Origin of the sequence: Asanoa ishikariensis (assembly GCF_900107455.1) — a bacterium.
GTDB lineage: Bacteria > Actinomycetota > Actinomycetes > Mycobacteriales > Micromonosporaceae > Asanoa > Asanoa ishikariensis.
Genome location: NZ_FNQB01000001.1, coordinates 1,166,978 through 1,191,394, shown reverse-complemented (window position 1 = coordinate 1,191,394; position 24,417 = coordinate 1,166,978). Strand labels below are relative to the sequence as shown.

The following is a 24,417-nucleotide window of genomic DNA, read 5'->3' as shown; positions in this document are numbered from 1 at the left end:
CGCCGTTCACCTGAACACTGTTCTCCTGAACGGCGTTCACTATAGTGGTGAGATGCCGAGATCGGATAGCTCCGGGTATGTCCGCAACAGCCGCGACGACGTCGTGAGCGCGGCCCTCGGGATTCTGGACCAGCAGGGCCTGCCCGACCTGACCATGCGGCACCTGGCCACCTCGCTCGGCGTCGCGCCCAGCGCGCTCTACTGGCATTTCCCCAACAAGCAGTCGCTGCTGGCCGCGGTGTCGGACCGGATCATCGCGGGGGCGCGCTCGGCCCAGGCCGCACCGGGCGACTGGCGGAGCGCGGTCCGCGCCGAGGCGGCGGCGCTGCACGACGCGCTGCTGGCGTTCAAGGACGGCGCCGAGGTGGTCTCGAGCACGCTCGCGCTGGGACTGGGCGCGGAAGACCTGCAACGGCGGCTCGCGGTGGCGCTCGGCGACGGCGGTTTCGACGACCGGACGGTCGCGCTGGCCGCGGAGACGATGGTGCATTTCGTCGTCGGCCACGCGTTCCACCGCCAGCAGCGCATGCAGGCCGACAGCCTGGGCGCGGTGGCCGAGCGGCACTCGCTGGACCACGAGAACCCGACCGACCAGCCTCACGAGCCACAGGCGTTCGACTTCGGCATCGCGCTGCTGGTCGACGGTCTGGAGGCGCACGCCCGTACCCGATGAGCAAAAAGGCCCCCACCGTTTCCGGTAGGGGCCGTTCTTGCTTGCTGCGGCTGGGTCAGGCGGTGCGGCGCTGGCGGAGCCAGAGCAGGGGGCCGCTGGCCAGGTACGCGATGACGATCGCGAAGAAGGTCGCGCGGATGTCGAGCAGGCCGCCGATCACCGGCACCAGCAGCAGCCACGGCGGCAGCTTCACCAGCCGGGCGAGCTTGGCGTACGGGAAGCTGGAGACCATCGTGAAGGCCAGGATGGCGACGCCGGCCACGACCAACGTGCCCGAGACGGGCAGGCCGATCAGGACCGCGAGCGCGAGAACCGCCGCGGCCATGGTGGTCGGCACTCCGCAGAAGAAGCGGCCGTCCTTGGGCGAGACGTTGAAGCGGGCGAGCCGGATCGCGGCGCAGCCGGCGACCAGGGCACAGGCCACCGCGGCCGCGGCCGTGGAGACCGTGCCGGCCAGCGACGCGTAGACCACGACCGGTGCGGCAAGGCCGAACGAGCACATGTCGGCCAGCGAGTCCATCTGGGCACCGAACGGGCTGGCCACGCCGAGGCGGCGGGCGAGCAGGCCGTCGAGACCGTCGAAGACGACGCAGGCGACGAGGCAGATCGCGGCGATGCGGACGTCGCCCTGCATCGCCAGGAAGATGGCCAGCAGGCCGAGCCCGAGGCTGGCCAGAGTGCAGCTGTTGACCAGGGTGAACTTCGCGCGCCGGGCGAGCGTACGCTCACCGGGCAGCAGCGGGATCGACATGCCGGCAGCGGGCGCGGGCTCGCTCGGGCCGACGGCGGGGCTGATCGGCGCGATCGCCTGGATCTCGCGGACGGCCAGCGGGTCGATGGAGTGGCTGTCCGGGTGCACCAGGGCGACTCGGGAGCGCCGGCCGACCCGCACGCGCAGGACCTGTCGGGCGAGCGTGCTGCCGCCGCGACGAAGGCCGTACCACCGGCGACCGCCGGGGCGCGGGCTGTCGAAAGCGAGACGCGGACTATCACTGCTGATACGCCGACGCCAAGGGGCTCTCGGCACGTGGTCCTCCAGGTCCAGGATCGGATCTCTCCGCCGCCAGATCGAACAACCGCCCGATCTTGCGGTTTACACCATCGCACAGATGGGGCTGGTTGGCGAGACTCGTACACGGTTCTATCGGATGAACCAGGCACGAACGCGACAGTTTTCATTTATGCGGCATAGCCGACGGTACGAGCTCTTGGCCCAACCACCGATTATAGGCCCTAGCCAGTCACATTGGTGATTTGTCGACGTCTGGGCAGCTCAGGCACGGTAGGCCGCGGTCGCGGTCGCGGCGACATCGGTGAGCGTCAGCCCGCCCAGCTCGTCTGGGGCGAACCAGCGCGCGTCGACCGTCGACCCGCCCACTTCGGCTACCCGGGGTTCGGTGGGCACCGGCACCGCGACGCGGTAGATCACCCGCACCGCGTGCCAGTCCATCGGATGGGGCTCTGGCCCGATCGCCCGCGGGTTGTGCCGGTCGGACACCGCGAGCAGCTCGACGACTTCGCCTAGCTGGCCGGACTCCTCCGCGATCTCCCGCAGCAGCCCCGCCGCCGGCTGTTCGCCGAAGTCGGTGCCGCCGCCGGGCAGGTGCCACTTGCCGGCACCGGGAAAACCCTGGGAGATCTTCGTCAGGAGTACCCCGCGCGGCGAGGTGACCAACCCGTACGCGGCGAACCGCTGGCCCTGGTCTTTTCGAAGCGGCGGTGGCGGCCGCCGGCGCCCGAGCGGGTGCGGTGCGGCGAAGTCCAGGGGAACGACGGGCTGACCGAGCAACTCGGCGGCGAACGGCATCAGGCGCAGGTCGGCCAGGTCGCGCTGGTCGACCCAGGCGACGTCGTCGCTGGTGCCGACCGCTTCGCGCCGGAGCGTGCCGCCCAGCACCCGGACCTCGTACACGATCAGGTCGAAATGCCAGGAGACGTCGATGTCCCAGAGCTCGCGCACGGACGCGAGCGCGGTCAGCGGGCGGCCGACCTCGATCTCCAGGCCGGTCTCCTCGCGGTACTCGCGGACCAGCGCGTGCACCGGCGCCTCACCGTGTTCGAGGCCGCCGCCGGGGATCTGCCAGACTCCGGGAAAATCGGACTTGTCCGACGTCCGGGTGAGTAGCACCCGATCCCCGTCCCGGCACAGCCCGTACGCACCGATTCGCCGCCGTCGCTCCATCGAGAACGATCTTACCGGCCGGTAGCCGGTGGCTGCTGGGTTGAGGTTCTACCCGGGGAACGCTGCCCGGACGGCTTCGGCGGTGACCTCGGTGATCGCCGACTCGGGCAGGTCGCGGAGTTCGTCTGCCGGGAACCACCGGGCCGCGTCGGTCGAGCCGCCGACGTCGGCGACCTGGGCCGCGACCGGGCTGTCGACGGCGACCCGGTAGAACGCCCGGACGCCGTGCCAGTCGATCGGGTAGCCCTCGGGGCCGAGCGACGCCGCGTCGCGGTGGCTGGCCACGCCGAGCAGGGAGACGAGGCGGCCGGCCTGGCCGGTCTCTTCCACGAGCTCGCGGAGCAGCGCCGCGCCGGGCTGCTCGCCGAAGTCGGTGCCGCCGCCCGGGAGGTGCCAGCAACCCGCGCCGGGGTAGCCGGCGGCGACCCGGGTCAGCAGCACGCGGTTGTCCGGGTCGGTGGCCACGGCGTACGCGGCGAAGCGCTGGGCGCGGTGCAGGCCGTCCGGGCCGGGTGCGGCGTAGAACGACGGGAAGTCGGGGGTCTCGTCCGGGCGCAGGTCGATCGAGCCGGGCGGCAGGCCGAGCGCGTTGGCCGTGAACGGGCGCAACGGCAGGCCCTTGGCCTCGTCGAGGGTGTGCCAGCGGGCGAGGTCGGTCGGCTGACCGACCCGGTCGACCAGGGTGCCGCCACGCACCGACGCCGCGTAGACGAGGCGGTCAGTGTGGATGGTGACGCCGCGGTGCGGCAGCGCGCGCATGTCGGCGAGGACGTCGTGCAGGCCGGTCACGGTGATCGACAGGCCGGTCTCGGCGGCGCTCTCGCGTACGACCGTGTGGTTGGGGTCCTCGCCATGGTCGACAGCGCCACCGGGCAGGGACCAGGCACCCGGGGTGCCGGACCTCGTGGACGCCCGGACCAACAGCACACGACCGCTGCCGTCGGTGCAGACGGCATAAGCGGCGATGCGGCGGACAGGCTCGAGCGCAGGGGTCACAGAGGGAGATTCTTCCCGAATCACTCGACACCTCCGGGGCTGGAGTCGGATTGCTGACACTTGATCACCCGCAGGGGTCAGGTTTCAGGGTACGGGTCCGGGCGGTACCCGAGGTAGAACCGTCCTGGCGGGTGGACCGTAGAAGCATGACGACGAGCGCGAACCCACCGTACAAACAACTACGCCGAACCACCGACGACAAGATCATCGCTGGGGTGTGCGGCGGCCTCGGCCGCTACTTCGGCGTCGACCCGGTCCTAATGCGAGTGATCTTCGCGGTCACCGTAGTCCTGACCGGCGGCCTGGCGCTGCTGGCGTACCCGGTGCTGTGGTTCCTCATGCCGGAAGACCGTCAGGCCGCAGGCGCGTGGGGTCCGGGCGGCGGTGCGCCCGCGGACTGGCAGGCACAGACCCGCGGCGGCAGCTACTACCAGCCGCCGACCTACCCGGGCCAGCAGCCTGGTCCGCAGGCGTCCTACGTGGAGCCGACCTACCCGACGCCGAACGCCCAGCCGCCGACGACGGGCACGGGATTCGGCACCGGGACGAACACGAACGAGGGCGACGACCCGAACACCACGCCCCGGGCGTGACGGCGGGGCCGGTCGTCGGCGGGAAGCCTGCCGGCCCGCACAACGCGGGCCGGCACGACCGAGGCCGATCTAGCGGGTGGTTTGGGTTACTCCCACTCGATGGTGCCCGGGGGCTTGCTGGTCACGTCGAGGACGACGCGGTTCACCTCGGGGACCTCGTTCGTGATGCGGGTCGAGATGCGGGCGATCACTTCGTAGGGCAGGCGGGACCAGTCGGCGGTCATCGCGTCCTCGCTGGACACCGGGCGCAGGACCACCGGGTGGCCGTAGGTGCGGCCGTCGCCCTGGACTCCGACGCTGCGTACGTCGGCCAGCAGGACCACCGGGAACTGCCAGACGTCGCGGTCGAAGCCGGCCGCGGTGAGTTCCTCGCGGGCGATCTGGTCCGCCGCGCGCAGGATGTCTAGCCGGTCGCGGCTGACCGCGCCGATGATGCGGATCGCCAGGCCCGGGCCCGGGAACGGGTGCCGCCAGACCATCGGGTCGGGCAGGCCGAGGGCCGTGCCCAGCGTGCGTACCTCGTCCTTGAACAGCGTGCGCAGCGGCTCGACCAGGCTGAACTTCAGGTCGTCGGGCAGGCCGCCCACGTTGTGGTGTGACTTGATGTTGGCCGTGCCGGTGCCGCCGCCGGACTCGACCACGTCCGGGTACAGCGTGCCTTGCACCAGGAACTCGACGTCGCCTTCGGCTGCCACCTCGCGGGCGGCCTGCTCGAAGACCCGGATGAACTCCCGGCCGATGATCTTGCGCTTCTGCTCCGGGTCGATCACGCCGTCCAGGGCCGAGAGGAACCGGTCCGCGGCGTCGACCACCCTGAGCTTGACCCCGGTGGCCTCGACGTAGTCCTGCTCCACCTGCTCGGCCTCGCCCGCCCGCAGCAGACCATGGTCGACGAACACGCACGTGAGCTGGTCACCGACCGCCTTGTGGACGAGCGCCGCCGCCACCGCGGAGTCGACGCCGCCGGAGAGGCCGCAGATGACCTCCTTGTCGCCGACGCGCTCGCGGATCGCGGCGACCTGGTCGTCGATGATGTTGTCAGGCGTCCAGCTCGGCTCGATGCCGGCGATGTCGTAGAGGAACCGGGTCAGCACGTCCTGCCCGTGCGCCGTGTGCATGACCTCGGGGTGGAACTGGGTGCCGGCCCGCCGACCGACCAGGTCTTCGAACGCGGCCACCTGAGCGCCCGGCGTCGCGGCGGTGACGGTGAAGCCGGCCGGCGCCGCGGTCACGCTGTCGCCGTGGCTCATCCACACCGGCAGCGCCGCAGGCAGGTCACGCAGCAGCACACCGGCCTCGGGCGCCACGGTGAGCTCGGTGCCACCGAACTCGCGGCGGCCGGTGTGTGCCACCGCGCCACCCAGGGCCTGGGCCATCGCCTGGAAGCCGTAGCAGATGCCGAACACCGGGACACCGGTCTCGAACAGGCCGCCGTCGACCTGCGGGGCGCCAACCTCGTAGACGCTGGACGGACCACCAGACAGGATGATCGCCACCGGGTCCTTGGCCAGCATGTCCTTGACCGGCATGGTGTGCGGCACGATCTCGGAGTAGACCTTCGCCTCCCGCACCCGGCGTGCGATGAGCTGTGCGTACTGCGCGCCGTAATCGACGACGAGAACCGGGCGTGGCGTGGTCATGCGTCCGGAGTTTACCGACCGTGCTCGGCCAGCCGTCGCTCGCTCACCCCCTCCCGGGCGTCGGCGGGACGCAACTCACGGCGGGCGACCACCCATCGGGTGACCACCAGCAACAGCACTGCCATGACCGCGAACACACCGTTGCCGATCCAGCGCAACCGGTCGTCCGGCCCGTAGAGCGAGGTCAGCACGAAGGCCAGCCAGGCATAGGTCAGCAATGCCCCGGCCAGCAACCCCAGCAGTTGCCGGTCGCCCCAGCCGGGCCGCCGGGCCAGCCATGCCACGGCGACGGCCGCCGTCGACGTGGTCACCACGTCGATCCCGAACCCGAGCCAGCTCTCCGGGACCGCGGCATGCACGCTCGCAGTAACGAAGGTCACGATGCCGATCACCCACGGCCGCGGCAACCACGACCGGCCGTCGGCAGGCGGCGATAGTCGGCGGCGCGGTATCAGGAAGCCCAGGGTGATCAGGGCGACCGCGGTCACCGCGGCCACCAGGAGTTGGTGTGGTGCGGCCAGGAAGTTCTCCTGGTCGCGCAGTTCCTTGAAGATCAGCCAGCACCCGAGCAGATAGCCCACCGCCGTGACGGAGAGGCCGACCGCGCCCAGCCACGGCCCCTCGCGCCGACTCGGGAACCAGAGCTCGACGAGCGCGATCGGCACCCCGATGCTCCACACCGCATGACCGATGAGGAACGCGGCCGCGTTGTAGGCGCTGATGCCCAGCCAGGGCACCGGGGTCACGCCGACCTGGTCCAGACCCTCGAAGGTCTGGTTGAACAGCGACTGGTCGACCAAACCCGCCTCGATCACCCCATAGGCGGTGGCCAACAGGAAGATCGTGGGCCAGCCACGGCCGGTGCGGCGGGCCAGCTCACGCACCAGCAGGGCTCCGCAGCCGTAGAGCGGCACCAGGAACGGCAGCAGCGGCAGGCGCTCGATCGAGATGTTGCCCAGCAGGTATTCGCCCACCCAGGGGGCGAGCAGGAGCAGGAGGAGCACGGACCAGAAGCGCATGGGGAAGAGCCTGGTGGGCGGGCGTGAGACGGCGGTGAGGCGCGATTAAGAATCTGATGAGAGCGGCAAGGTCACCGTGAACACCGCGCCGGTGACCGTGATCGTGCCGCCGTGCGCCGCCACCAAAGACCGGGCGATCGCCAGCCCGAGACCTACCCCACCAGGCGGTGCCGGATCACCCCGGAAGAACCGCTCGAACACCGCCGACTCCAGCCCGACCGGCACACCCGGGCCTTCGTCGGTCACCACCAACCGCGCGACGCCGGCGGAGACCGACACCGAGACCGAGACCGCGCCCGACCCGTGCCCGAGCGCGTTGTCGACCAGGATCCAGACCAGCCGCCGCAGCGCGTCCGCGTCGCCCGAGACCAACACCGACCCAGACCCGGAGCACGACACGGACGCCTGCCGGCACACCGAGCGGGCCACCGCCAGCAGGTCCACGGAGGACACCGACGGTGCGGCCCCGCCGTCGGACCGGGCCAGCAGCAACAGGTCGTCCAGCAACCGGGCCATCCGCGCGCTCTCCGCCTCGAGATCGCCCAGCGCATCCGAACGGTCGGAGGCCCGCGCGTCCGGATGCGCCGACAGGAACCCGACGTTGCCGCGGATCGTCGTCAACGGCGTACGCAGTTCGTGCGAAGCGTCCGCGGTGAACCGACGCTGCGCCGCCAGAGCGGACTCGGTCCGCGCGTACGCCGAGGCCAGCCGATCCATCATCGTGTTGAAGCTGACCGTCAGCCGCCCAAGGTCGTCCCGTTGCCGCACCGAAGGCAGCCGCCGGGTCAGGTCCGCCGAACCGCCCACCGAGTCGGCGAGCGAGGCGAGCACGCGCAACGGCCGCAGCGCACGCCCGACGGCGAACCAGGTCGCCGCGAAGGCCGCCACCAACCCCAGAAAGCCGACGATCGCCAACACGCCGATCATGCCCCGTCGCTCCACCTGGAGAGCCCGGATGGGCTGCGCGGCGACGACGTACCCCCGATCCCAGGGCACCACCCACACCCGGGTCGGCACACCAGCCACCGGCACCGTCTCGACCGCGAAGCCAGACCGCGACGAGGTGCCCAGCAGCTCAGCAGGAAAACGCAAAGGTCCCGCGCCGACGTGTCCGGTCGACGAGATCACCGAGCCCGAGGAGTCCAGCACCACCACGATCGCCTCACCGGTCGCCACCGCGTCGATAGGGATCAAGGGCGTGGCGCCCAACGAGGATGGGGGCAACTCGGCCAGCGCGCTAACGGCCGCCGAAGCCCGCGAGGCCAGCAGCCGATCCTGGTCCTCGGCGAACCCGTACGAGAGCAGCACGTAGATCAAAACGGCGACCACGGCGTAGATCACCGCCACCACGGCCACGCCGAACAGCGTGACCCGCGCCCGGATCGAGATCACCGCAGCACGTACCCCACGCCCCGCACGGTCTGCACCAGCCGCGCCTCGCCGCCCGCCTCCAGCTTCGCCCGCAGATATCCGATGTAGACGTCGACGACGTTGCTGGCCACCGGCTCGCCGCCCCAGACCGCGGACAGCAACTGCGAGCGGCGCAACACCTGGCGCGGATGCCGCACGAGGTACGCCAACAGGTCGAACTCCAGCGCGGTCAACTCCACCGGCCGCACACCGCGACGCACCTCGCGGGCCGACGGATCGACCACCAGGTCGGCGAACCGAAGCACCTCAGCGGGCGCCGGCGCCCGGCGCAGCAACGCCCGCACCCGGGCCAGCAGCTCCTCGGGCGCGAACGGCTTGACCAGGTAGTCGTCGGCCCCGGCGTCGAGCCCGGAGACCCGGTCGGCGGTCGCGTCCCGGGCGGTCAGCATCAGCACCAGCGCGGTCGCACCGGAGGCGCGCAAAGCCCGGCACACACCGAACCCGTCGAGCCCGGGCAGGTTGACGTCGAGCACCACGAGATCCGGCGCGGACCGGATCGCGGAAGCCAGCCCGGCCGGCCCGTCCGAAGCCAGCGTGACCGGATAGCCCGCGTACTCCAGCGACCGGCGCAAAGCAGCCGCCACCCGAGCGTCGTCTTCGACCACGAGCACGCGCGCCGCCGTCATGGCCGGCAGGCTAGCGCAGCGCGCCCGGCGCCGTGGGTGGCACGGCGGGTCGCGAGGGCCAGACGCGAGGGACCGCCGCGTAAGGCGCACCGAGCGAAGGCCGCGGATCGGCCGAGCCCTTGTTGGGCCAGAACGACAGCGCCCGCTCGGCCAGCGCGGTGATGGTCAGCGACGGGTTGACGCCCAGGTTCGCCGGCACCGCGGCGCCGTCGACCACGTGCAACCCCGCATGGCCGTACACCCGTTGATAGGGGTCGATCACGCCGGAGGAGGGCGACGCGCCGATCGCCGCGCCGCCCAGGATGTGCGCGGTGATCGGGATGTCGAACGCCTCGCTGAGCGACCCCCCGGCGACCCCGCCGATCTCCTCGGCGAGCAACCGGGCCGCCGTGTTGCCGGCCGGCACCCAGGTCGGGTTCGGCGCACCGTGGCCCGGTGTGGAGACCAGCCGCCCACGCCGCCAGGCCAGCGTCAACGAGTTGTCGACCGACTGCATCACCAGCGCGATCACCGTGCGCCGGGACCAGTCGCGCACCGACAGCGTGCGCAGGTAGGTCAGCGGCTGCCGGGCCAGCGTCGCCAGCAGCCGCCGGACCCGGTGCGGCCCGCCGTCGACCAGCGCCGACTGGAGCAGCCCCATGGAGTTGGAGCCGCGCCCGTAGCGGACCGGTTCGATGTGCGTACGCGCGTCGGGGTGAAAAGAGCTCGTGATCGCCGCGCCGGCTGAATAGTCGACCTTGCTGCGCCCTGGCACGGTCGCACCCAGGATCGACTCGGAGTTGGTGCGGACCAGCGCGCCAAGCCTGGAAGAGAGACCGGGCAGCGCGCGCGACGACGAGAACAGGAGCCGGACCGTCCCGAGCGCCCCGGCCGCGAACACCACCTGGTCGGCCTCGACGACACTCCGCCGCCGGCCGCCGGTGCGAACAGTGGAGACCGCGTACCCGGAGGAAAGCGGCCCCACCCCGGTCACCGTCGTCAGGGGCCGCACTTCCGCGCCCAGCCGCTCCGCCAGCCACAGGTAGTTCTTCACCAGGCTGTTCTTGGCGCCGTGCCGGCAGCCGGTCATGCAGGCTCCGCAGTGCAGGCAGCCCGTGCGCGCCGGCCCGGCCCCGCCGAAGTAGGGGTCGTCGACGGTCTCGCCCGGCCGCCCGAAGTGGATGCCGACCGGCGTCGGGTGGAACGTCGAACCGGCACCCATCCGGTCAGCCACCGCGCGCATCGCGCGGTCCGCGGCGGTCGTCAGCGGGTACGTCGCGACGCCCAGCATCCGTTTGGCCTGGTCGTAGTGGGGCGCCAGCTCGGCCTGCCAGTCGGCGATGCCCTGCCACTGCGGGTCGGTGTAGAAGTCCGGCAGCGGCTCGTAGAGCGTGTTGGCGTAGACCAGCGACCCGCCGCCGACCCCGGCGCCGGAGAGCACCAGGACCTTGTCGCCGGCGGCCCTCCGGCTGGCCGGGCGCAGCACGTCGATCCGCTGGATGCCGAAGCAGCGCAGCCGGGGTGCCCACAGGAAGCGCCGCAGCCGCCAGGAGGTCGCCGGCAGCTCGTCGTCGGCGAACCGCCGCCCGGCCTCCAGCACGAGGACCGAATAACCCTTCTCCACCAGGCGCAACGCGGCCACGCTGCCCCCGAAGCCGGAGCCGATGACGACCACGTCGTACCGCATGCCCTCATCATTACCGGCCGGTAGGTATTGCGCCATCGTGAAATCCCGTCATCATTTTCGCGTGACTGGCACGGGGAACGAAGCGCACAAATTCTGGCAGCGGCTGCGCGGGCGCAGGCCCGTGCTCCTGGTCGCGGCGGCGGTGGTCGCGGTGCTGCTGATCGGTGGCGCGGTGTTCGCGGCGACCCGAAGTGACGAGGCGACACCAAAAGCCGCGCCGTCCAATGCGCCGACCGAGAGCGCGCCGGCACCCGCCCCGAGCCCGACGCCGACCGTCCAACCCGGCGCCGATATGCGCGGGCCGCTCGACCTCCTGCTGGTCGGCGTCGACACCCGCGTCTCCGTCAAAGGCTGGGAGCCGCACGCCGACGCGGTCCTGATCCTGCACGTCAACGCGGACCTCGAGAGCGGCTACCTGTTCTCGCTGCCGCGTGACCTGGTCGTCGACATCCCGGCGTTCCCGAAGGCGGGTTACCGGGGCGGCACGACGAAGCTGACCCACGCGATGAGCTACGGGAGCCGGCGGGGCAAGGGCGAGCCCTCGGCCGCGCAGGGTTTTCAGCTCCTGAGCCAGACGGTCAGCAAGTACACCGGGATCAAGAAGTTCCAGGCCGGCGCGATCCTCAACTTCGGCGGCTTCGAAAAGCTGATCAACGAGCTCGGCGGCGTCGACCTGTACGTCGACCAGAAGGTGGTCTCGAAGCACCGGCAGCCCAACGGGAAGCCGCGGACGCTGCGCGGCGGCGACTACGTGGGGCCGCAGGCGACCTACAACCCGGGCAACCGGCACTTCGCCGGCTGGCAGGCGATCGACTACGCCCGGCAGCGCTACACCGCCGGTGGCGACTACGCCCGGCAGCGGCACCAGCAGCAACTGATCAAGGCGATCCTGGCGAAGGCGCTGTCGACGGGCCTGCCCACTGATGCCGACGCGATCCAACGCCTGTTCAAGGCGCTGGGCGGTTCGGTCGACGTGATCGCCGGCGAGCGCACCCCGGTCGAGTACGGCTTCGCCCTGTCCAAGCTGCGCCCGGAGACGCTGAAGCTGGTCTCGCTGCCGGGTGGCGGCGTGGGCAGCGGCGGCGGCTACCGCGGCGAGCAGCTCACCAAGGAAGGCCGGGACTTCATCAAGGCCCTCCGGACGGGCAAGGCGGACGCATACCTCAAGGCCCATCCGAAGCTGGTGGTGAAGCGCTAGTTCGCCGGCTTCGGCGGGGCGGTCTTCGAGGTCAGCCAGGTCATCAGGAAGTCGCGCAGCGGCTTGCCGGCGATCCGCTCGGCCAGCGCGATGAACTCGTCGGTGGTCGCGGTGGCGTTGCGCTTCTGGCTGGTCCACTCCTGGAGGATCCGGAAGAACGCGTCGTCGCCGACCTCGAGCCGCAGCGCGTGGACGGTCAGCCCGCCCCGGATGTAGACCGAGTTGCCGAACATCCCCGTCCGACCCGGGTCGTAGGTCGGGTCGGTCCAGGTGACGGTGTCGTACGCCTTGTCGAAGGAGGTCTGGACCGGCACCCCGGTGTCGTGCTCCGACCACAGCCACTCGGCGTAGGTGGCGAAGCCCTCGTTGAGCCAGATGTCCTTCCACGCCGCGATCGACACGCTGTCGCCGAACCACTGGTGTGCGAGCTCGTGCGCCACCACCCACTCGCTGGTCGAGCTGCCGAAGAAGGAGTCGCTGTAGACCGGGCGGGACTGGGTCTCCAGCGCGTACCGGATCCGGCCGTCGACGACCACGATGCCGCCGTACGCGTCGAAGGGGTACGGCCCGAACTGGGTGGCCAGGAAGTCGGCGACCTCGCCGGTGCGGGCCATCGCCTTGTCCGCGTTGGAATCGCGGGGCAGCCCGGCGTCGACAGCCGTCACGATCGGCTTGCCCTGGTGCGTGCCGGTGGTGACCCGGTAGTTGCCGATCACCACGGTGGACAGGTAGCTGGCCATCGGTTCGGTCTCGGTCCACCGCCAAGTGGTCCAGCCGTCCTTCTCGGTCTTCTCCCCCGGCACGCCGTTGCTCAGCGCGGAGATGGTGGAGGGGACGGTCATCTCCAGCGCCCAGGTCGCCTTGTCGCTGGGGTGGTCGTTGACCGGGTACCAACTGCTCGCCGACTCGGGCTGGCCCAGCGCGATCGCCCCGGTCGCGGTGGCCAGCCAGCCGCCGGTGCCCAGCTCCGGGCTGGTGATCGGCTGCGGCACACCCGCGTACGTCACCGCGGTGGTGAAGCTGCTGCCCTTGCGCAGCCCGCTCTTCGGCGTGACCACCAGTTCGTCGGTCTCGCGCTTCTGCTGCGCGGCGGCGCCGTCCACGGTGACCGCCGAGACCTCCGGACCACGGAAGTCCAGGTTGAACCGGGACAGGTTCTGCGTCGCCGTGGCGGTGATCTTCGCGGTGCCCTCGAGGCGGTCACTGGCCGGGTCGTAGCGCAGCGCCAGCGCGTAGTTGGTGACGTCGTAGCCGCCGTTGCCGTACGTCGGGAAGTAGGGGTCTCCGATGCCGGCGGCGCCGGGCGCGAAACCCTCGTCGGCCTGGCCGGAGTCGGTGCAGGCGGCAGCGCCGCCGATGGTCAGGACCGTCAGGACGGCGAGTGCCGATCGCCTGATCATCATCACCAGAGCCTAACTTTCGGGAGTCACGGGCGCGTCTCACGACGCGGTTGGCGGCGAGACGGTCGTACTTGCCGCTGAAACCGCTGCACCAGGACCAGCAGGACCAGGGACACCAGCCCGACTTCGCGGTTGACCAGCGTGAGCAGGATGGCCAGGGCGAACACCCCGGTGGTGCCGACGGTCGGCAGGAGCTGCTCCCGCAGCGAACGTCGGTCCCCGGCGTGCCGCAGCCTCGGGTGCACAGCGACGTACCAGGCCTCGAACAGCATCAGGAGCCCGATGCCCAGGAGCACGAGCAGGTAGAAGATCGCCGCGCCATCGTTCGTCGCCTCCTCGGTGAACAGCCGGGCGGTCGGGTACGGAAGGAAGACGATCAACAGCAGCCAGAAGGTGTTGATCGTGAGCAGCGTCTCGTCGTAGTCGACGAGGTACTCCCACAGCCTGCGGTGGGCGCCCCAGAACTGCGCGATCACCAGGAACGAGACGAGGAAGCCGAGGATCTCGGGCGAGAACCGGCCGAGCTGGTGGACGACCGGCTCTTCCGGATTGTCGGTGGCGATGTTGACCAGCGGCAGCACGAGCAGGGTGAGCGCGATCGACATGACCGCGTCGCTGAACGAGATGGCGCGGTCGAGTCCCCGACCGCGCCGCTCCCGCACGTCGTCCGCTGGTTCGGACATAAGCCCCAGTATGGGCCTTAGCGGTCGATGACCAGGCCGACCTTCTGGAACTCCTTGAGGTCGCGGTAGCCACACTTGGCCATCGCGCGCTTGAGACCGCCGAACAGGTTGAGCTGGCCGTCCGGGTCGTCGGCGGGGCCGTACAGCAACTGCTCCAGGCTCCCCAGCGGCGGGCCGGCGACGCCGAAGGCGCCCCGGGGCAGCTTCGGGTGGCTGGACACCGAGTGCCACCAGGCGCCGTTCGCCGGCGCCTCGGCCGCCTGGGTGAGCGGCTCGCCGAGCATCACCGCGTCGGCACCGCAGCCGAGCGCCTTGGCGATGTCGCCGGAGGTCTGCACGTCGCCGTCGGCGATCAGGTGCACGTAGCGGCCGCCGGTCTCGTCGAGGTAGTCACGGCGGGCCGCGGCCGCGTCGGCGATCGCGGTGGCCATCGGCACCCGGATGCCGAGCACGGTGTCCGTGGTCGACCACTCGTCGGCGCCCACCCCGACGATCACGCCGGCGGCGCCGGTGCGCATCAGGTGCAGCGCGGTCTTGTAGTCGGTGCAACCGCCCACGATGACCGGCAGGTCGAGGTCGGCGATGAACTCCTTGAGGTTGAGCGGCTCGTCGGTGGTCGAGACGTGCTCGGCCGAGACCAGCGTGCCCTGGATGACCAGCAGGTCGACGCCCGCGTCGAGGATCACCGGGGCCAGCGCGAGGGTGTGCTGCGGAGACACCCGGACCGCGACGGTGACACCGCCCTCACGGATCTCGCGGACCCGCTCGACGATCAACTCGGGCCGGATCGGCTCGGCGTAGACCTCTTGCAGCCGGCGGGTCGCCGGGGAGTCCTCGTCGAGGGCGGCCAGCTCGTCGAGGATCTTGCTCGGGTCCTCGTAGCGGGTCCACAGGCCCTCGACGTTGAGCACGCCGAGGCCGCCGAGCCGCCCAAGGGCCACGGCGGAGGCCGGGCTCATCGTGGCGTCGCTCGGGTGCCCCACGCAGGGGATCTTGAAGGGATAGGCGTCGAGCTGCCACGACGTCGACACGTCGTCGACGTCGCGGGTACGCCGGCTCGGCACGATAGCGATGTCGTCCAGGTGATAGCCGCGCTGCGCGGTCTTCCCCAAGCCGATCTCGACCACGTCACGCACGGGGGTCTCCTGTAAAGGTCAGCGGGTGTGGTAGTTGGGTGCCTCGACGGTCATCTGGATGTCGTGCGGGTGGCTCTCCTTGAGCCCGGCCGCGGTGATCCGGATGAGCTGGCCACGCCGGTGCATCTCGGTGATGTCCTCCGCGCCCACGTAGCCCATGGCCGCCCGCAGGCCGCCGATGAGCTGGTGCGCCACCTGGGACAGCGGGCCGCGGTAGGGCACCTGACCCTCGACGCCCTCCGGCACCAGCTTGTCCTCGGACAGCACGTCGTCCTGGAAGTAGCGGTCCTTGGAGTAGGACCGGCCCTGGCCACGCGACTGCATCGCGCCCAGCGAGCCCATTCCCCGGTACGACTTGAACTGCTTGCCGTTGATGAAGATCAGCTCGCCGGGGCTCTCCTCGCACCCGGCCAGCAGGCTGCCCAGCATCACCGAGTGGGCGCCGGCCACGATCGCCTTGGCGATGTCACCGGAGAACTGGATGCCGCCGTCGGCGATCACCGGCACGCCGGCCGGGCGGGCGGCCCGGGTGGCCTCCATGATCGCGGTGATCTGCGGGACGCCGACGCCGGCGACGACCCGCGTGGTGCAGATCGCGCCCGGACCGATGCCGACCTTGACCGCGTCGGCGCCGGCCTCGATGTGCGCCTTGGCACCCGCGTACGTCGCGACGTTGCCGCCCACGACCTCGACCTGGGTCTCGCGCTTGAGCCGCGCGACCATCTCCAGCACGTTGCGGCTGTGGCCGTGTGAGCTGTCGACCATCAGCACGTCGACACCGGCGTCGATGAGCAGCCGGGCGCGCTTGTAGGCCTCGTCACCGACGCCCACGGCGGCCGCGACCCGCAGCCGGCCGGCGTCGTCCTTGGTGGCGTTCGGGAACTGCTCGCTCTTGGTGAAGTCCTTGACGGTGATCAGCCCGCGCAGCCGGCCGCTGTCGTCGACCAGGGGCAGCTTCTCGATCTTGTGCTGGCGCAGGAGGTCGAGGGCCTCGGTCTTGGTCACACCGACCCCGGCGGTGATCAGGGGCATCCGGGTCATGACCTCGTGCACGGGGGTGTTGCCGTTGGTGACGAAGCGCATGTCGCGGTTGGTCACTATGCCCACCAGCGCACCGGCGTTGTCGACCACGGGAACGCCAGAGATGCGGTAGCGCCCGCAGAGCGCGTCGACGTCGCGGATGGTGTCGTCGGGGCTGCAGGTCACCGGGTTGGTGATCATGCCGGCCTCGGACCGCTTGACCAGGTCGACCTGGAGCGCCTGGTCTTCCATCGACAGGTTGCGGTGCAGCACGCCGATGCCGCCGTTGCGGGCCATCGCGATCGCCATGCGGGCCTCGGTCACGGTGTCCATCGCGCTGGACATGAGGGGAATGCCGAGACGCACGTTGCGGGTGAGGAAGGTGCCGGTCTCGACCTGACTCGGCACGACATCGCTCTCACCGGGCTGGAGCAGGACGTCGTCGAAGGTCAGACCAAGCGGCACGGTCGCCGCGGAGCCCGCTCCCGGGTCTCCGAAGGTGCCGACCGGCAGGTCGTTGACGGGCGAGTTGTCCATGGTTTGTCCCCTCAGCGGCGCGATACGCCATGCTACCCGCGCGGGCGCGCGGCCCGGCCGGCGCGCCCCGCTCCGGGCAGGCGCGATGGGCCGGAAAACGACTACGGTGGGAAGGGTGAACGACGAGCCCATCGATCCGTTCAAGGACGACCCCGCCGCGGGCCTGTCTGACGACGCGGGCGACGACGACCCGACTCTCGACCCATTGACCGAGGTCGAGCGGCAGGACGTGCTCGAAGACCTTGCCGATCTCGAGGTTTACCAGGCGCTGCTTGGTCCGGTCGGGATTCGTGGGCTGGTCATAGAGTGCGAAGACTGCCACGAACCCCACTATTTCGATTGGGACCTGCTCCGCGGCAACCTGCGTCACCTGCTGAGCTCAGGTCGGCCCAGGGTGCACGAGCCCGCCTACGATCCCGATCCCGACCATTACGTCACCTGGGAGTACGCCAAGGGTTACGCCGACGGCGTGCACGACACCCTGGCCGACGAAGCCGATGAAGCCGACGATCCCGAGCTACCCGGCGAACCGGGCAGCCCGGGATCGTAAGTCGCCTCACACCTGACCGGCCAAGGAGAGGGGTGCGGCCGGTCGGTGCGTGAGTCAGGCCACGAGGCCCGATCGGAAGCCGGCGGCAACGGCGTGCGCGCGGTCACGCGCGCCCAGCTTCCGGAACAGCCGCCGGGCGTGGGTCTTCACCGTGTCTTCCGACACGAACAACTCACGCCCGATCTCGGCATTGCTCTTGCCATCGGCCATGCCGCGAAGCACCTGGAGCTCCCGCTCGGTGAGCGCGGCTCGCCGGGTGACCGGCTCCTCACGCGCGCCGTAGCGGTTGACCGGGTCCGGCTGGCCGCCGAAGTAACGACCTTCCTCGGCGTTGTCGCGGACGTCCATGCCGGGGCCCACGTCTCCGCGCTGCACCGGGACGACGGCGGTCGACTCGGCGAGGCCGATCTGTGGATGTCCGGCACCCACGCCGGCCTGCATCCGCATCGGCCCGGCGTTGCGGGTGCCCGCGGCGCCGGCGAGACTGCCGACGGCGGCCGGCACCCGGCCGGCGACGCAGAGCAGCAGCACGGCCTTGGCTACGACGCTGACCAGATCCTGGTCACCGCCCTGGATCAAGGCTCGGGCTCCGGCGTTGACGGCGGCGGCCGCGATCCTCGGGTCCTCTGACCCGAAGAGCACGATCGTCGCCCCCGGTGCTCGGCCCAGCACGCGCTGGGTGAATCCGACGGTGTCCGGTCTGGTGACGGCTGTGTCCGCGAGCACCACATCAGCGGGGCGCTCGGCGAGACGGAGCAATACCTCGGGCTCGGATACCGCAGTTCTCACGGCGCCGGCTACTCCGAGCCGAGCCGCTGCCGCATTGACGTTCTGCGCGGCCTGCGATGTCCGAACGCAAACGAGGACAGTACGCACGGTGGTCCTCCTCTCCTCATAGAAGAGGACCACGCAGCGCTGAGATCATTACGGCGTTTCAGTGGAAAGAACAGGAAAGTTCCGGACAGTTCGCCACGCCGATGCGATAGGTGCGCCCAAGGAATCGATCAGGCACGTGTGAGTTCACATCGCCTGGGGTAGTGACTCCCCTAGTCCAGTACGGCGCGGAGGCGCGCGCGGAAGGAGGGGTGCCGATGTCCAACGTACGCAGGCTGCCCGGTCCCATCGACGAGCGTTGGGACTGGCAGCGACTCGGTTCCTGCCGGGGCCGCGACAGTGCCCAGTTCTTCCATCCCGACGGAGAACGCGGATCGTCCCGCAACCGTCGTGAGCTCAAGGCCAAGCAGGTGTGTGGCGCCTGCCCGGTGCGTGCCGAGTGCGCCGCGCATGCCCTCTCGGTGCGCGAGCCCTACGGCGTCTGGGGCGGTTTCAGCGAGTCCGAACGGCTCCGCCTGCTGGCGATGGGCTGGGAGGACCTGGCCGACCGCCGGCAGATCCGGGTCGACGTCGAACGGCTCGAGGCCCGTCTCGGCCGCCCACACAAGTCAGCGGTGCCGGCCGTGCTCCGGCCGTCCCCCGCGCCGGCGCAGCGCCGCGCGAGCTGACAGTTCCATTCTTCCGGTCCGGGACCCGTCGAGGTCCCGGACCGCTGTTCATCCGACGGTGACCGCGACGCTGTGGTAGCCGGTCGCCCCGTCCGGCACCACGTCGGCCGGTTGCGAGGTCTGCGTCGCTCCGGTCTTGTCGGTGGCCCGGACCCGTAGCTCGTGGTCGCCCGCCGTGGCCTCCCAGTTCCATGACCACTGCACCCAGGTGTCGTCGGAGACCGCGCTGGCCAGCCGGGCCTCCTGCCACAGCCCCTCGTCGACCTGCACCTCGACCTTGGCGACGCCACGGTGCTGCGCCCACGCGACTCCGGCGACGGTGACCGGGCCGGGCCGCAGTCCGTTGCGTCCGCGCGGGGTGTCGATCCGGGACTGTGTCTTGATCGGACCCTGGGCCGACCACCCGCGCGGCACCCAGTAGGCGTCGTAGTCGGCGAAGCTGGTCAGCTCGAGCTCGACGACCCATTTGGTCGCGGAGACGTAGCCGTACAGGCCGGGCACGACGACGCGTACGGGGAAGCCGTGTTCGATCGGCAGCGGCGCCCCGTTCATGCCGACGGCCAGCAGCGCGTCGCGGCCGTCGCGCATGACCGCGGTCGGCGTGCCACAGGTCCAGCCGTCGGCCGACCGACCGACCACCTGATCCGCGCCGTCGAGCGGCTGGGCCTCGTCCAAGAGCTGCTTAAGGGGTACGCCGAGCCAGCGCGCGTTGCCGATCAGGTCGCCGCCGACCTCGTTGGACACGCAGGCCAGGGTGACGTAGCGCTCGACCATCGGCCGGGCCAGCAGGTCCGCGTAGGTCAGCCGAAGCTCCTTGCGCACCCGGCCGTGGATCCGCAGCGTCCAGTCCGTCGGGTCGACCTGCGGCACCACGAGCGCGGTGTCGATGCGGTAGAACGCGTCGTTCGGAGTGACGTAGGACGCCAGGTCGGCCAGCCGCAGGTCCGCACCGGCCGGCACCTCGGGCGCGGGGGTGGCCGGAGCCGGCAACCGCACCTCGGCCCGGGCCGTGGAGACGCTGCGCCGGGTCGAGAGCCAGCGCCCGGCGAAACCGAGTGCGACCGCACCGGCGATGAACAGCAGGCCGCCCCGGAGGAACCGGCGCCGGCCGGCGAGCGCCTCTTCCTCTTCCTGGACGCTCGGCGCGACCAGCTCGGTCACCTCGGCCGGGGCCAGCGGACCCACCACGAGCAGCCAGAGTGTGGCGCCGGCGGCGGCCGCACCGAGCAGGGCCGGCAGGGCGGCCGCGGGTCCGGCGTCGGGGCGGGTCAGCGCGGCGGCGACACCCACCGCGGCGAACACGCCGATGCCGGCGAAGCCGGCCCACAGCCAACGGACGCAGAGCGCGCCGATCACCGCGGCGAACAGGCCGAGCAGGATCGCGGTGCCGACCAGCAGGGCGGTCTTGTCGTGTACGCCGAACAGGGTGATCGCGAACTGCTTGAGGGACTCCGGAACGTGGTCGACGACCACGCCGCCGACGGCGACCAGCGGGGCGCTGCGCGACCCGGTCACCACGGCGACCACCTCGGCCAGGCCGAGTGCGACGGCGGCGGCGGCGACTCCGGCCAGCGCACCGAACTTCCACGACTTGCGGGTCACGGCAGCAAGTGTGCTCCTACGACCGCGCGGCCGGGGATCCCCCCGGCCGCGCGGATCGTTCTTGGCTTGCTCGGGTCAGAAGCCCGGGCCGTGCTGGTGGCCGTGGCCGTGGCCGTGGCCGCCCTCGGAGGGCTCCGAACGCTCCGGCTTCTCGACCACCAGGCTCTCGGTGGTGAGCAGCAGGCCGGCGATCGACGCGGCGTTGAGCACCGCGTTGCGGGTCACCTTGACCGGGTCGATGATGCCGGCCTTGGCCAGGTCGACGAACTCGCCGGTCGCGGCGTTGAGGCCGTAGCCCCACTCCTTGCCGCGAACCTTCTCGACGACGACGTAGCCGTCGTGGCCGGCGTTCTCGGCGATCCAGCGCAGCGGCTCGTTGAGCGCCTTGCGGACGATCGAGACACCGGTCTTCTGGTCGCCGGTCAGGCCCAGGTCGCCGTCGAGCACGGAGACGATCTGCACCAGGGCGGCGCCGCCGCCGGGGACGGTGCCCTCCTCGACCGCGGCCTTGGTCGCCGCGATGGCGTCCTCGATGCGGTGCTTGCGCTCCTTGAGCTCCACCTCGGTGGCGCCGCCGGCCTTGATCACCGCGATGCCGCCGGACAGCTTGGCCAGCCGCTCGGCCAGCTTTTCCTTGTCCCAGTCGGAGTCGGAAGCCTCGATCTCCTTGCGGATCTGGGAGACCCGCTCGGCGACGTCGGTGCTGTTGCCGCCGCCGTCGATGACGGTGGTGTTGTCCTTGTCGATGACGATGCGCCGGGCCGAGCCGAGCTGGTCGAGACCGACCTGGTCGAGCTTGTAGCCAAGCTCGGGGGCGATCACCTCGCCGCCGGTCAGGATCGCCATGTCCTGGAGCATCGCCTTGCGGCGGTCACCGAAGCCCGGCGCCTTGACGGCGGCGATCTTCAGCGTCTTGCGCACCGCGTTGACCGCGAGCGTCGCGAGCGCCTGGCCCTCGACGTCCTCGGCCACGAGCAGCAGCGGCTTGCCGGTCTGGACGACCTTCTCCAGCAGCGGGAGCAGGTCCTCGACCGCGGAGATCTTCTGGGTGGTGATCAGGATGTACGGCTCGTCGAGCACCGCCTCCTGCGCCTCCGCGTCGGTCACGAAGTGCGGGGAGATGAAGCCCTTGTCGAACTGCAGACCCTCGGTCACCTCGAGCTCGGTGGCCAGCGTCGAGCCCTCCTCGACGGTGATGACACCGTCGCGGCCGACCTTCTCCATCGCCTCGGAGATCAGCTCGCCGATCGTGGCGTCCTGCGCCGAGATGGTGGCGACGTTGGCGATGGAGCCCTTGGTGTCGACGTCGGCGGCCTTGGCCAGCAGGGCCTCGGACACCGCGTTGGCGGCGGCGTCGATGCCACGCTTGAGGTCGCTCGGGCTCGCGCCGGCGGCGACGTTGCGCAGGCCCTCGCGGACCATGGCCTGGGCGAGCACCGTCGCGGTGGTGGTGCCGTCACCAGCTACGTCGTTGGTCTTGGTCGCCACCTCCTTGACGAGCTGGGCGCCCAGGTTCTCGTAGGGGTTGGAGAGCTCGATCTCCTTGGCGATGGTCACGCCATCGTTGGTGATCGTCGGAGCACCGAACTTCTTGTCGAGGACGACGTTGCGTCCGCGCGGGCCGAGGGTGACCTTGACCGTGTCCGCGAGGGCGTTGACGCCGTGCTCGAGCAGGTGTCGGGCGTCATCCGAGAAGCTCAGGATCTTCGCCATTTAAGTCCCTTCAAACGCACGACGCCCCGGCCCGGGCATAACCGGTCCGGGGCGCCACGCAGTTCAGCTTGTGATCAGTTACTTCTCGATGACCGCGAGGACGTCGCGGGCGGAGAGCACCAGGTACTCCTCGCCGGCGTACTTGACCTCGGTGCCGCCGTACTTGGAGTAGATCACCGTGTCGCCGACCTTGACGTCAACCGGAACGCGGTTGCCGTTGTCGTCGACGCGGCCCGGGCCGACGGCCTTGACGGTGCCCTCTTGCGGCTTCTCCTTGGCGGTGTCGGGGATCACGATGCCCGACGCCGTGGTCGTCTCAGCCTCGTTGGCCTGGACGAGAATCCGGTCCTCGAGCGGCTTGATCGCAACCTTGGTCGCGGTAGTCACGGGCATACCCTCCTGGGGTATCAGGTTCGTAGCCGGCCGAGGATCCGACCGGCGCCAATTAGCCTCATGCCACCAGGGCGGGACCGTCGTCGCGGGAGCCGGACCTGCCTGGCGTTGTTGGCACCCTCAGACTGAGAGTGCTAATCGCAGGTTATTCCGCGACTAGCACTCCGTCAAGGAGAGTGCCAGCTCGCCACACCCTGGAGAATCACTCCGTGGACCTGCAGGACCTGCGTACCCCCGATGGCGAAGCCGCCCTGGCAGCGGCGACCGACCTGGCCGGGGGCGACCCGCTCGCCGCCGCAGCGGCGCTGCGCTCGGCGGGCGTGCCGCCCGACCTCGCGGCCGCCGCGCTCACTCAGGCCACGCTACGCCGGCAAGCGGCGGCGAAGTTCGGCGCCGAGGCGAGTCGTCTGTTCTTCACCCGGGCCGGGCTGGAACAAGCGACCCGATCGGTGGTGGCAAGGCGGCGGGCCGACCGGCTGGTCGCGGCCGGAGTGCGGTCGCTGGCCGACCTGGGCTGCGGGATCGGCGCTGACGCGCTGGCCGCCGCCCGGGCCGGGATCCGGGTCGTCGGCGTCGAGATCGACGAGACCACCGCCACCGTCGCCGCCGCCAACGGCGCCGGCCTGTTCGAGGTGGTCCGCGCGGATGCCACGACCTTCGACGTCAGCGGCTTCGACGCGGTGTTCTGCGACCCCGCGCGACGTTCGACCGGTGGCCGGCGGGTGTTCGACCCGGCCGCGTACTCGCCGCCTTGGGACTTCGTCGAAGGGCTGGCGGCCCGGGTGCCGCGGTTGGCTGTCAAGGTGGCGCCCGGCTTCGACCACGCCCGGGTGCCGGCGGGCGCGGAGACCGAGCTCGTCAGCGTCGACCGCGACGTGGTCGAGGCAACGCTGTGGTGCGGCTCACTGGCGACGGTGCCCCGACGGGCCACGGTGCTGCGCGCCGGGGTGGCTTTCTCGCTGACCGGCTCGGGCGCTTCGGCGGCACCGGTCGGCCCGGCCGGCGGTTATCTCTACGACCCCGACGGCGCGGTGGTCCGCGCGGGTCTGGTCGCCGAGTTCGCCGCCACCGTCGGGGGCCGGATCGGGGACCCGACCATCGCGTACGTGTGGACCGACTCGCCGGTGCCGACCACCCTCGGCCGCTGCTTCGCGGTGACCGACGTGCTGCCGTTCTCGCTGAAGCGCCTCCGGGCCGAGCTCCGCGCCCGCGACGTGGGCACGGTGGAGATCCTCAAGCGCGGGTCGGCGCTGGACCCGGCGCAGTTCCGGCGCGACCTGCGGCTGCGCGGACGCACCTCGATCTCGCTGCTGCTGACCCGGGTGGCGGGTGCGCACGTGGCCGTGCTCGCGACACCGATAACCTTCGAAGGTGGCCAAACGAGCGCAGGGAACCCCCGCGACGGTGGTGTTGACCCGCGAGAAGGTCCCGTTCACGACGCATCCCTATGACGTCGACCCGAAGACCTCGGGCTACGGCGAGGCGGTCGCGGCGGCACTGGGCATCGACCCGCCGCGGGTCTTCAAGACCCTGATCGCGACCGTCGACGGCCAGTTGGGCGTGGGTGTGGTCCCGGTGGCCCGCACCCTCGACCTCAAGGCACTGGCGGCCGCGCTGGGCGGCAAGCGCGCCGCGATGGCCGAACCGGCGGCGGCCGAACGCGCGACCGGCTACGTCACCGGCGGCATCTCCCCGCTCGGACAGCGCTCCAAGCTCCCGGTGGTGCTCGACGACTCGGCCCTGGCCTTCGAGACGATCTTCGTCTCGGCCGGCAAACGCGGCCTTCAGCTCGAGCTGTCCCCCACGGACCTGGTCCACCTCACCGGCGCCGCGGTCGCCGCCATCGCCACAAGCTAA

At 70.9% G+C, this 24,417-nt stretch carries 22 protein-coding genes and 1 pseudogene; 7 read left to right on the top strand and 16 right to left on the bottom strand.

The annotated features are described in order from the left end of the window. Positions 1–52: 52 nt before the first annotated feature. The gene (locus BLV39_RS05650) at positions 53–673 is read left to right on the top strand and encodes a TetR family transcriptional regulator (protein ID WP_176984777.1); all 621 of its coding nucleotides are present in this window, start codon (positions 53–55) and stop codon (positions 671–673) included. A gap of 55 nt (positions 674–728) precedes the next feature. Here BLV39_RS05650 and BLV39_RS05645 read toward each other — a convergent pair whose 3' ends face one another. From BLV39_RS05645 to BLV39_RS05635, 3 genes are all read right to left on the bottom strand, one after another. Next, entirely contained in the window at positions 729–1,565 is an 837-nt protein-coding gene (locus tag BLV39_RS05645; protein ID WP_373315346.1) for a CDP-alcohol phosphatidyltransferase family protein, read from the bottom strand. Positions 1,566–1,946: 381 nt separating this feature from the next. Continuing rightward, positions 1,947–2,855 carry an NUDIX hydrolase gene (locus BLV39_RS05640; protein ID WP_090788087.1) on the bottom strand — a complete coding sequence of 303 codons (909 nt, stop codon included), beginning with the start codon at positions 2,853–2,855 and terminating at the stop codon, positions 1,947–1,949. Positions 2,856–2,903: 48 nt separating this feature from the next. Beyond that, complete coding sequence (locus tag BLV39_RS05635) at positions 2,904–3,851, bottom strand: NUDIX domain-containing protein (RefSeq protein ID WP_090788085.1); 948 nt, start codon at positions 3,849–3,851, stop codon at positions 2,904–2,906. A gap of 146 nt (positions 3,852–3,997) precedes the next feature. On the opposite strand from BLV39_RS05635, the pseudogene BLV39_RS43975 reads away from it, so the two are divergent. After that, positions 3,998–4,300: pseudogene (locus BLV39_RS43975) on the top strand (PspC domain-containing protein); the annotation flags it as partial. Positions 4,301–4,530: 230 nt separating this feature from the next. Here the strand turns inward: BLV39_RS43975 and guaA are convergent. The 5 genes from guaA to BLV39_RS05605 are packed head-to-tail and all read right to left on the bottom strand — an operon-like array spanning position 4,531 to position 10,826. Then, positions 4,531–6,084, bottom strand: a complete 1,554-nt coding sequence (gene guaA, locus BLV39_RS05625; protein WP_090788081.1) for a glutamine-hydrolyzing GMP synthase — start codon at positions 6,082–6,084, stop codon at positions 4,531–4,533. A gap of 11 nt (positions 6,085–6,095) precedes the next feature. Continuing rightward, a complete protein-coding gene (locus tag BLV39_RS05620; RefSeq protein WP_090788079.1) occupies positions 6,096–7,103 on the bottom strand; it encodes a hypothetical protein in 1,008 nt (335 codons plus the stop codon). 45 nt (positions 7,104–7,148) lie between these two features. Beyond that, positions 7,149–8,495 (bottom strand): sensor histidine kinase, encoded by a 1,347-nt coding sequence (locus BLV39_RS05615; RefSeq protein ID WP_090788077.1) that lies wholly within the window; start codon positions 8,493–8,495, stop codon positions 7,149–7,151. Then, positions 8,492–9,160 (bottom strand): response regulator transcription factor, encoded by a 669-nt coding sequence (locus BLV39_RS05610; RefSeq protein ID WP_090788075.1) that lies wholly within the window; start codon positions 9,158–9,160, stop codon positions 8,492–8,494. Before BLV39_RS05610 ends, BLV39_RS05615 begins: the two co-directional genes overlap by 4 nt. A 10-nt stretch (positions 9,161–9,170) precedes the next feature. Continuing rightward, complete coding sequence (locus tag BLV39_RS05605) at positions 9,171–10,826, bottom strand: FAD-dependent oxidoreductase (RefSeq protein WP_090788073.1); 1,656 nt, start codon at positions 10,824–10,826, stop codon at positions 9,171–9,173. 61 nt (positions 10,827–10,887) lie between these two features. Here BLV39_RS05605 and BLV39_RS05600 point away from each other — a divergent pair, with 61 nt between their 5' ends. Beyond that, on the top strand, positions 10,888–12,024 hold the full coding sequence (locus BLV39_RS05600; RefSeq protein WP_239083726.1) for an LCP family protein: 1,137 nt from the start codon (positions 10,888–10,890) through the stop codon (positions 12,022–12,024). On the opposite strand, the gene BLV39_RS05595 is transcribed toward BLV39_RS05600, so the two are convergent. The 4 genes from BLV39_RS05595 to guaB are packed head-to-tail and all read right to left on the bottom strand — an operon-like array spanning position 12,021 to position 16,800. After that, entirely contained in the window at positions 12,021–13,424 is a 1,404-nt protein-coding gene (locus BLV39_RS05595; protein WP_090791163.1) for a M1 family metallopeptidase, read from the bottom strand. The genes BLV39_RS05600 and BLV39_RS05595 overlap by 4 nt on opposite strands. Before the next feature lie 26 nt (positions 13,425–13,450). Further along, positions 13,451–14,107 (bottom strand): TMEM175 family protein, encoded by a 657-nt coding sequence (locus BLV39_RS05590; protein ID WP_090788069.1) that lies wholly within the window; start codon positions 14,105–14,107, stop codon positions 13,451–13,453. 17 nt (positions 14,108–14,124) lie between these two features. Beyond that, a complete protein-coding gene (locus tag BLV39_RS05585; RefSeq protein WP_090788067.1) occupies positions 14,125–15,243 on the bottom strand; it encodes a GuaB3 family IMP dehydrogenase-related protein in 1,119 nt (372 codons plus the stop codon). 18 nt (positions 15,244–15,261) lie between these two features. Then, positions 15,262–16,800: an IMP dehydrogenase gene (gene guaB / locus BLV39_RS05580; RefSeq protein WP_090788065.1), complete on the bottom strand. Its 1,539-nt coding sequence runs from the start codon at positions 16,798–16,800 to the stop codon at positions 15,262–15,264. A gap of 115 nt (positions 16,801–16,915) precedes the next feature. On the opposite strand from guaB, the gene BLV39_RS05575 reads away from it, so the two are divergent. Beyond that, positions 16,916–17,350: a DUF5319 domain-containing protein gene (locus BLV39_RS05575; RefSeq protein ID WP_090788063.1), complete on the top strand. Its 435-nt coding sequence runs from the start codon at positions 16,916–16,918 to the stop codon at positions 17,348–17,350. Positions 17,351–17,404: 54 nt separating this feature from the next. Here the strand turns inward: BLV39_RS05575 and BLV39_RS05570 are convergent, their stop codons facing one another. After that, the gene (locus BLV39_RS05570; RefSeq protein WP_090788061.1) at positions 17,405–18,226 is read right to left on the bottom strand and encodes a helix-turn-helix transcriptional regulator; all 822 of its coding nucleotides are present in this window, start codon (positions 18,224–18,226) and stop codon (positions 17,405–17,407) included. A gap of 215 nt (positions 18,227–18,441) precedes the next feature. Here BLV39_RS05570 and BLV39_RS05565 point away from each other — a divergent pair, with 215 nt between their 5' ends. Beyond that, positions 18,442–18,852: a WhiB family transcriptional regulator gene (locus BLV39_RS05565; protein WP_090788059.1), complete on the top strand. Its 411-nt coding sequence runs from the start codon at positions 18,442–18,444 to the stop codon at positions 18,850–18,852. 48 nt (positions 18,853–18,900) lie between these two features. Here the strand turns inward: BLV39_RS05565 and BLV39_RS05560 are convergent, their stop codons facing one another. The 3 genes from BLV39_RS05560 to groES form a co-directional block, all read right to left on the bottom strand. Further along, the gene (locus tag BLV39_RS05560; protein ID WP_090788057.1) at positions 18,901–20,454 is read right to left on the bottom strand and encodes a molybdopterin-dependent oxidoreductase; all 1,554 of its coding nucleotides are present in this window, start codon (positions 20,452–20,454) and stop codon (positions 18,901–18,903) included. A gap of 75 nt (positions 20,455–20,529) precedes the next feature. Next, positions 20,530–22,167 carry a chaperonin GroEL gene (groL, locus tag BLV39_RS05555; RefSeq protein ID WP_090788055.1) on the bottom strand — a complete coding sequence of 546 codons (1,638 nt, stop codon included), beginning with the start codon at positions 22,165–22,167 and terminating at the stop codon, positions 20,530–20,532. 78 nt (positions 22,168–22,245) lie between these two features. Beyond that, entirely contained in the window at positions 22,246–22,560 is a 315-nt protein-coding gene (groES, locus tag BLV39_RS05550; protein WP_089244996.1) for a co-chaperone GroES, read from the bottom strand. 209 nt (positions 22,561–22,769) lie between these two features. On the opposite strand from groES, the gene BLV39_RS05545 reads away from it, so the two are divergent. Both BLV39_RS05545 and ybaK read left to right on the top strand, forming a co-directional pair. Next, entirely contained in the window at positions 22,770–24,011 is a 1,242-nt protein-coding gene (locus BLV39_RS05545; RefSeq protein WP_090788053.1) for a class I SAM-dependent methyltransferase, read from the top strand. After that, positions 23,932–24,417 (top strand): Cys-tRNA(Pro) deacylase, encoded by a 486-nt coding sequence (ybaK, locus tag BLV39_RS05540; protein WP_090788051.1) that lies wholly within the window; start codon positions 23,932–23,934, stop codon positions 24,415–24,417. Before BLV39_RS05545 ends, ybaK begins: the two co-directional genes overlap by 80 nt.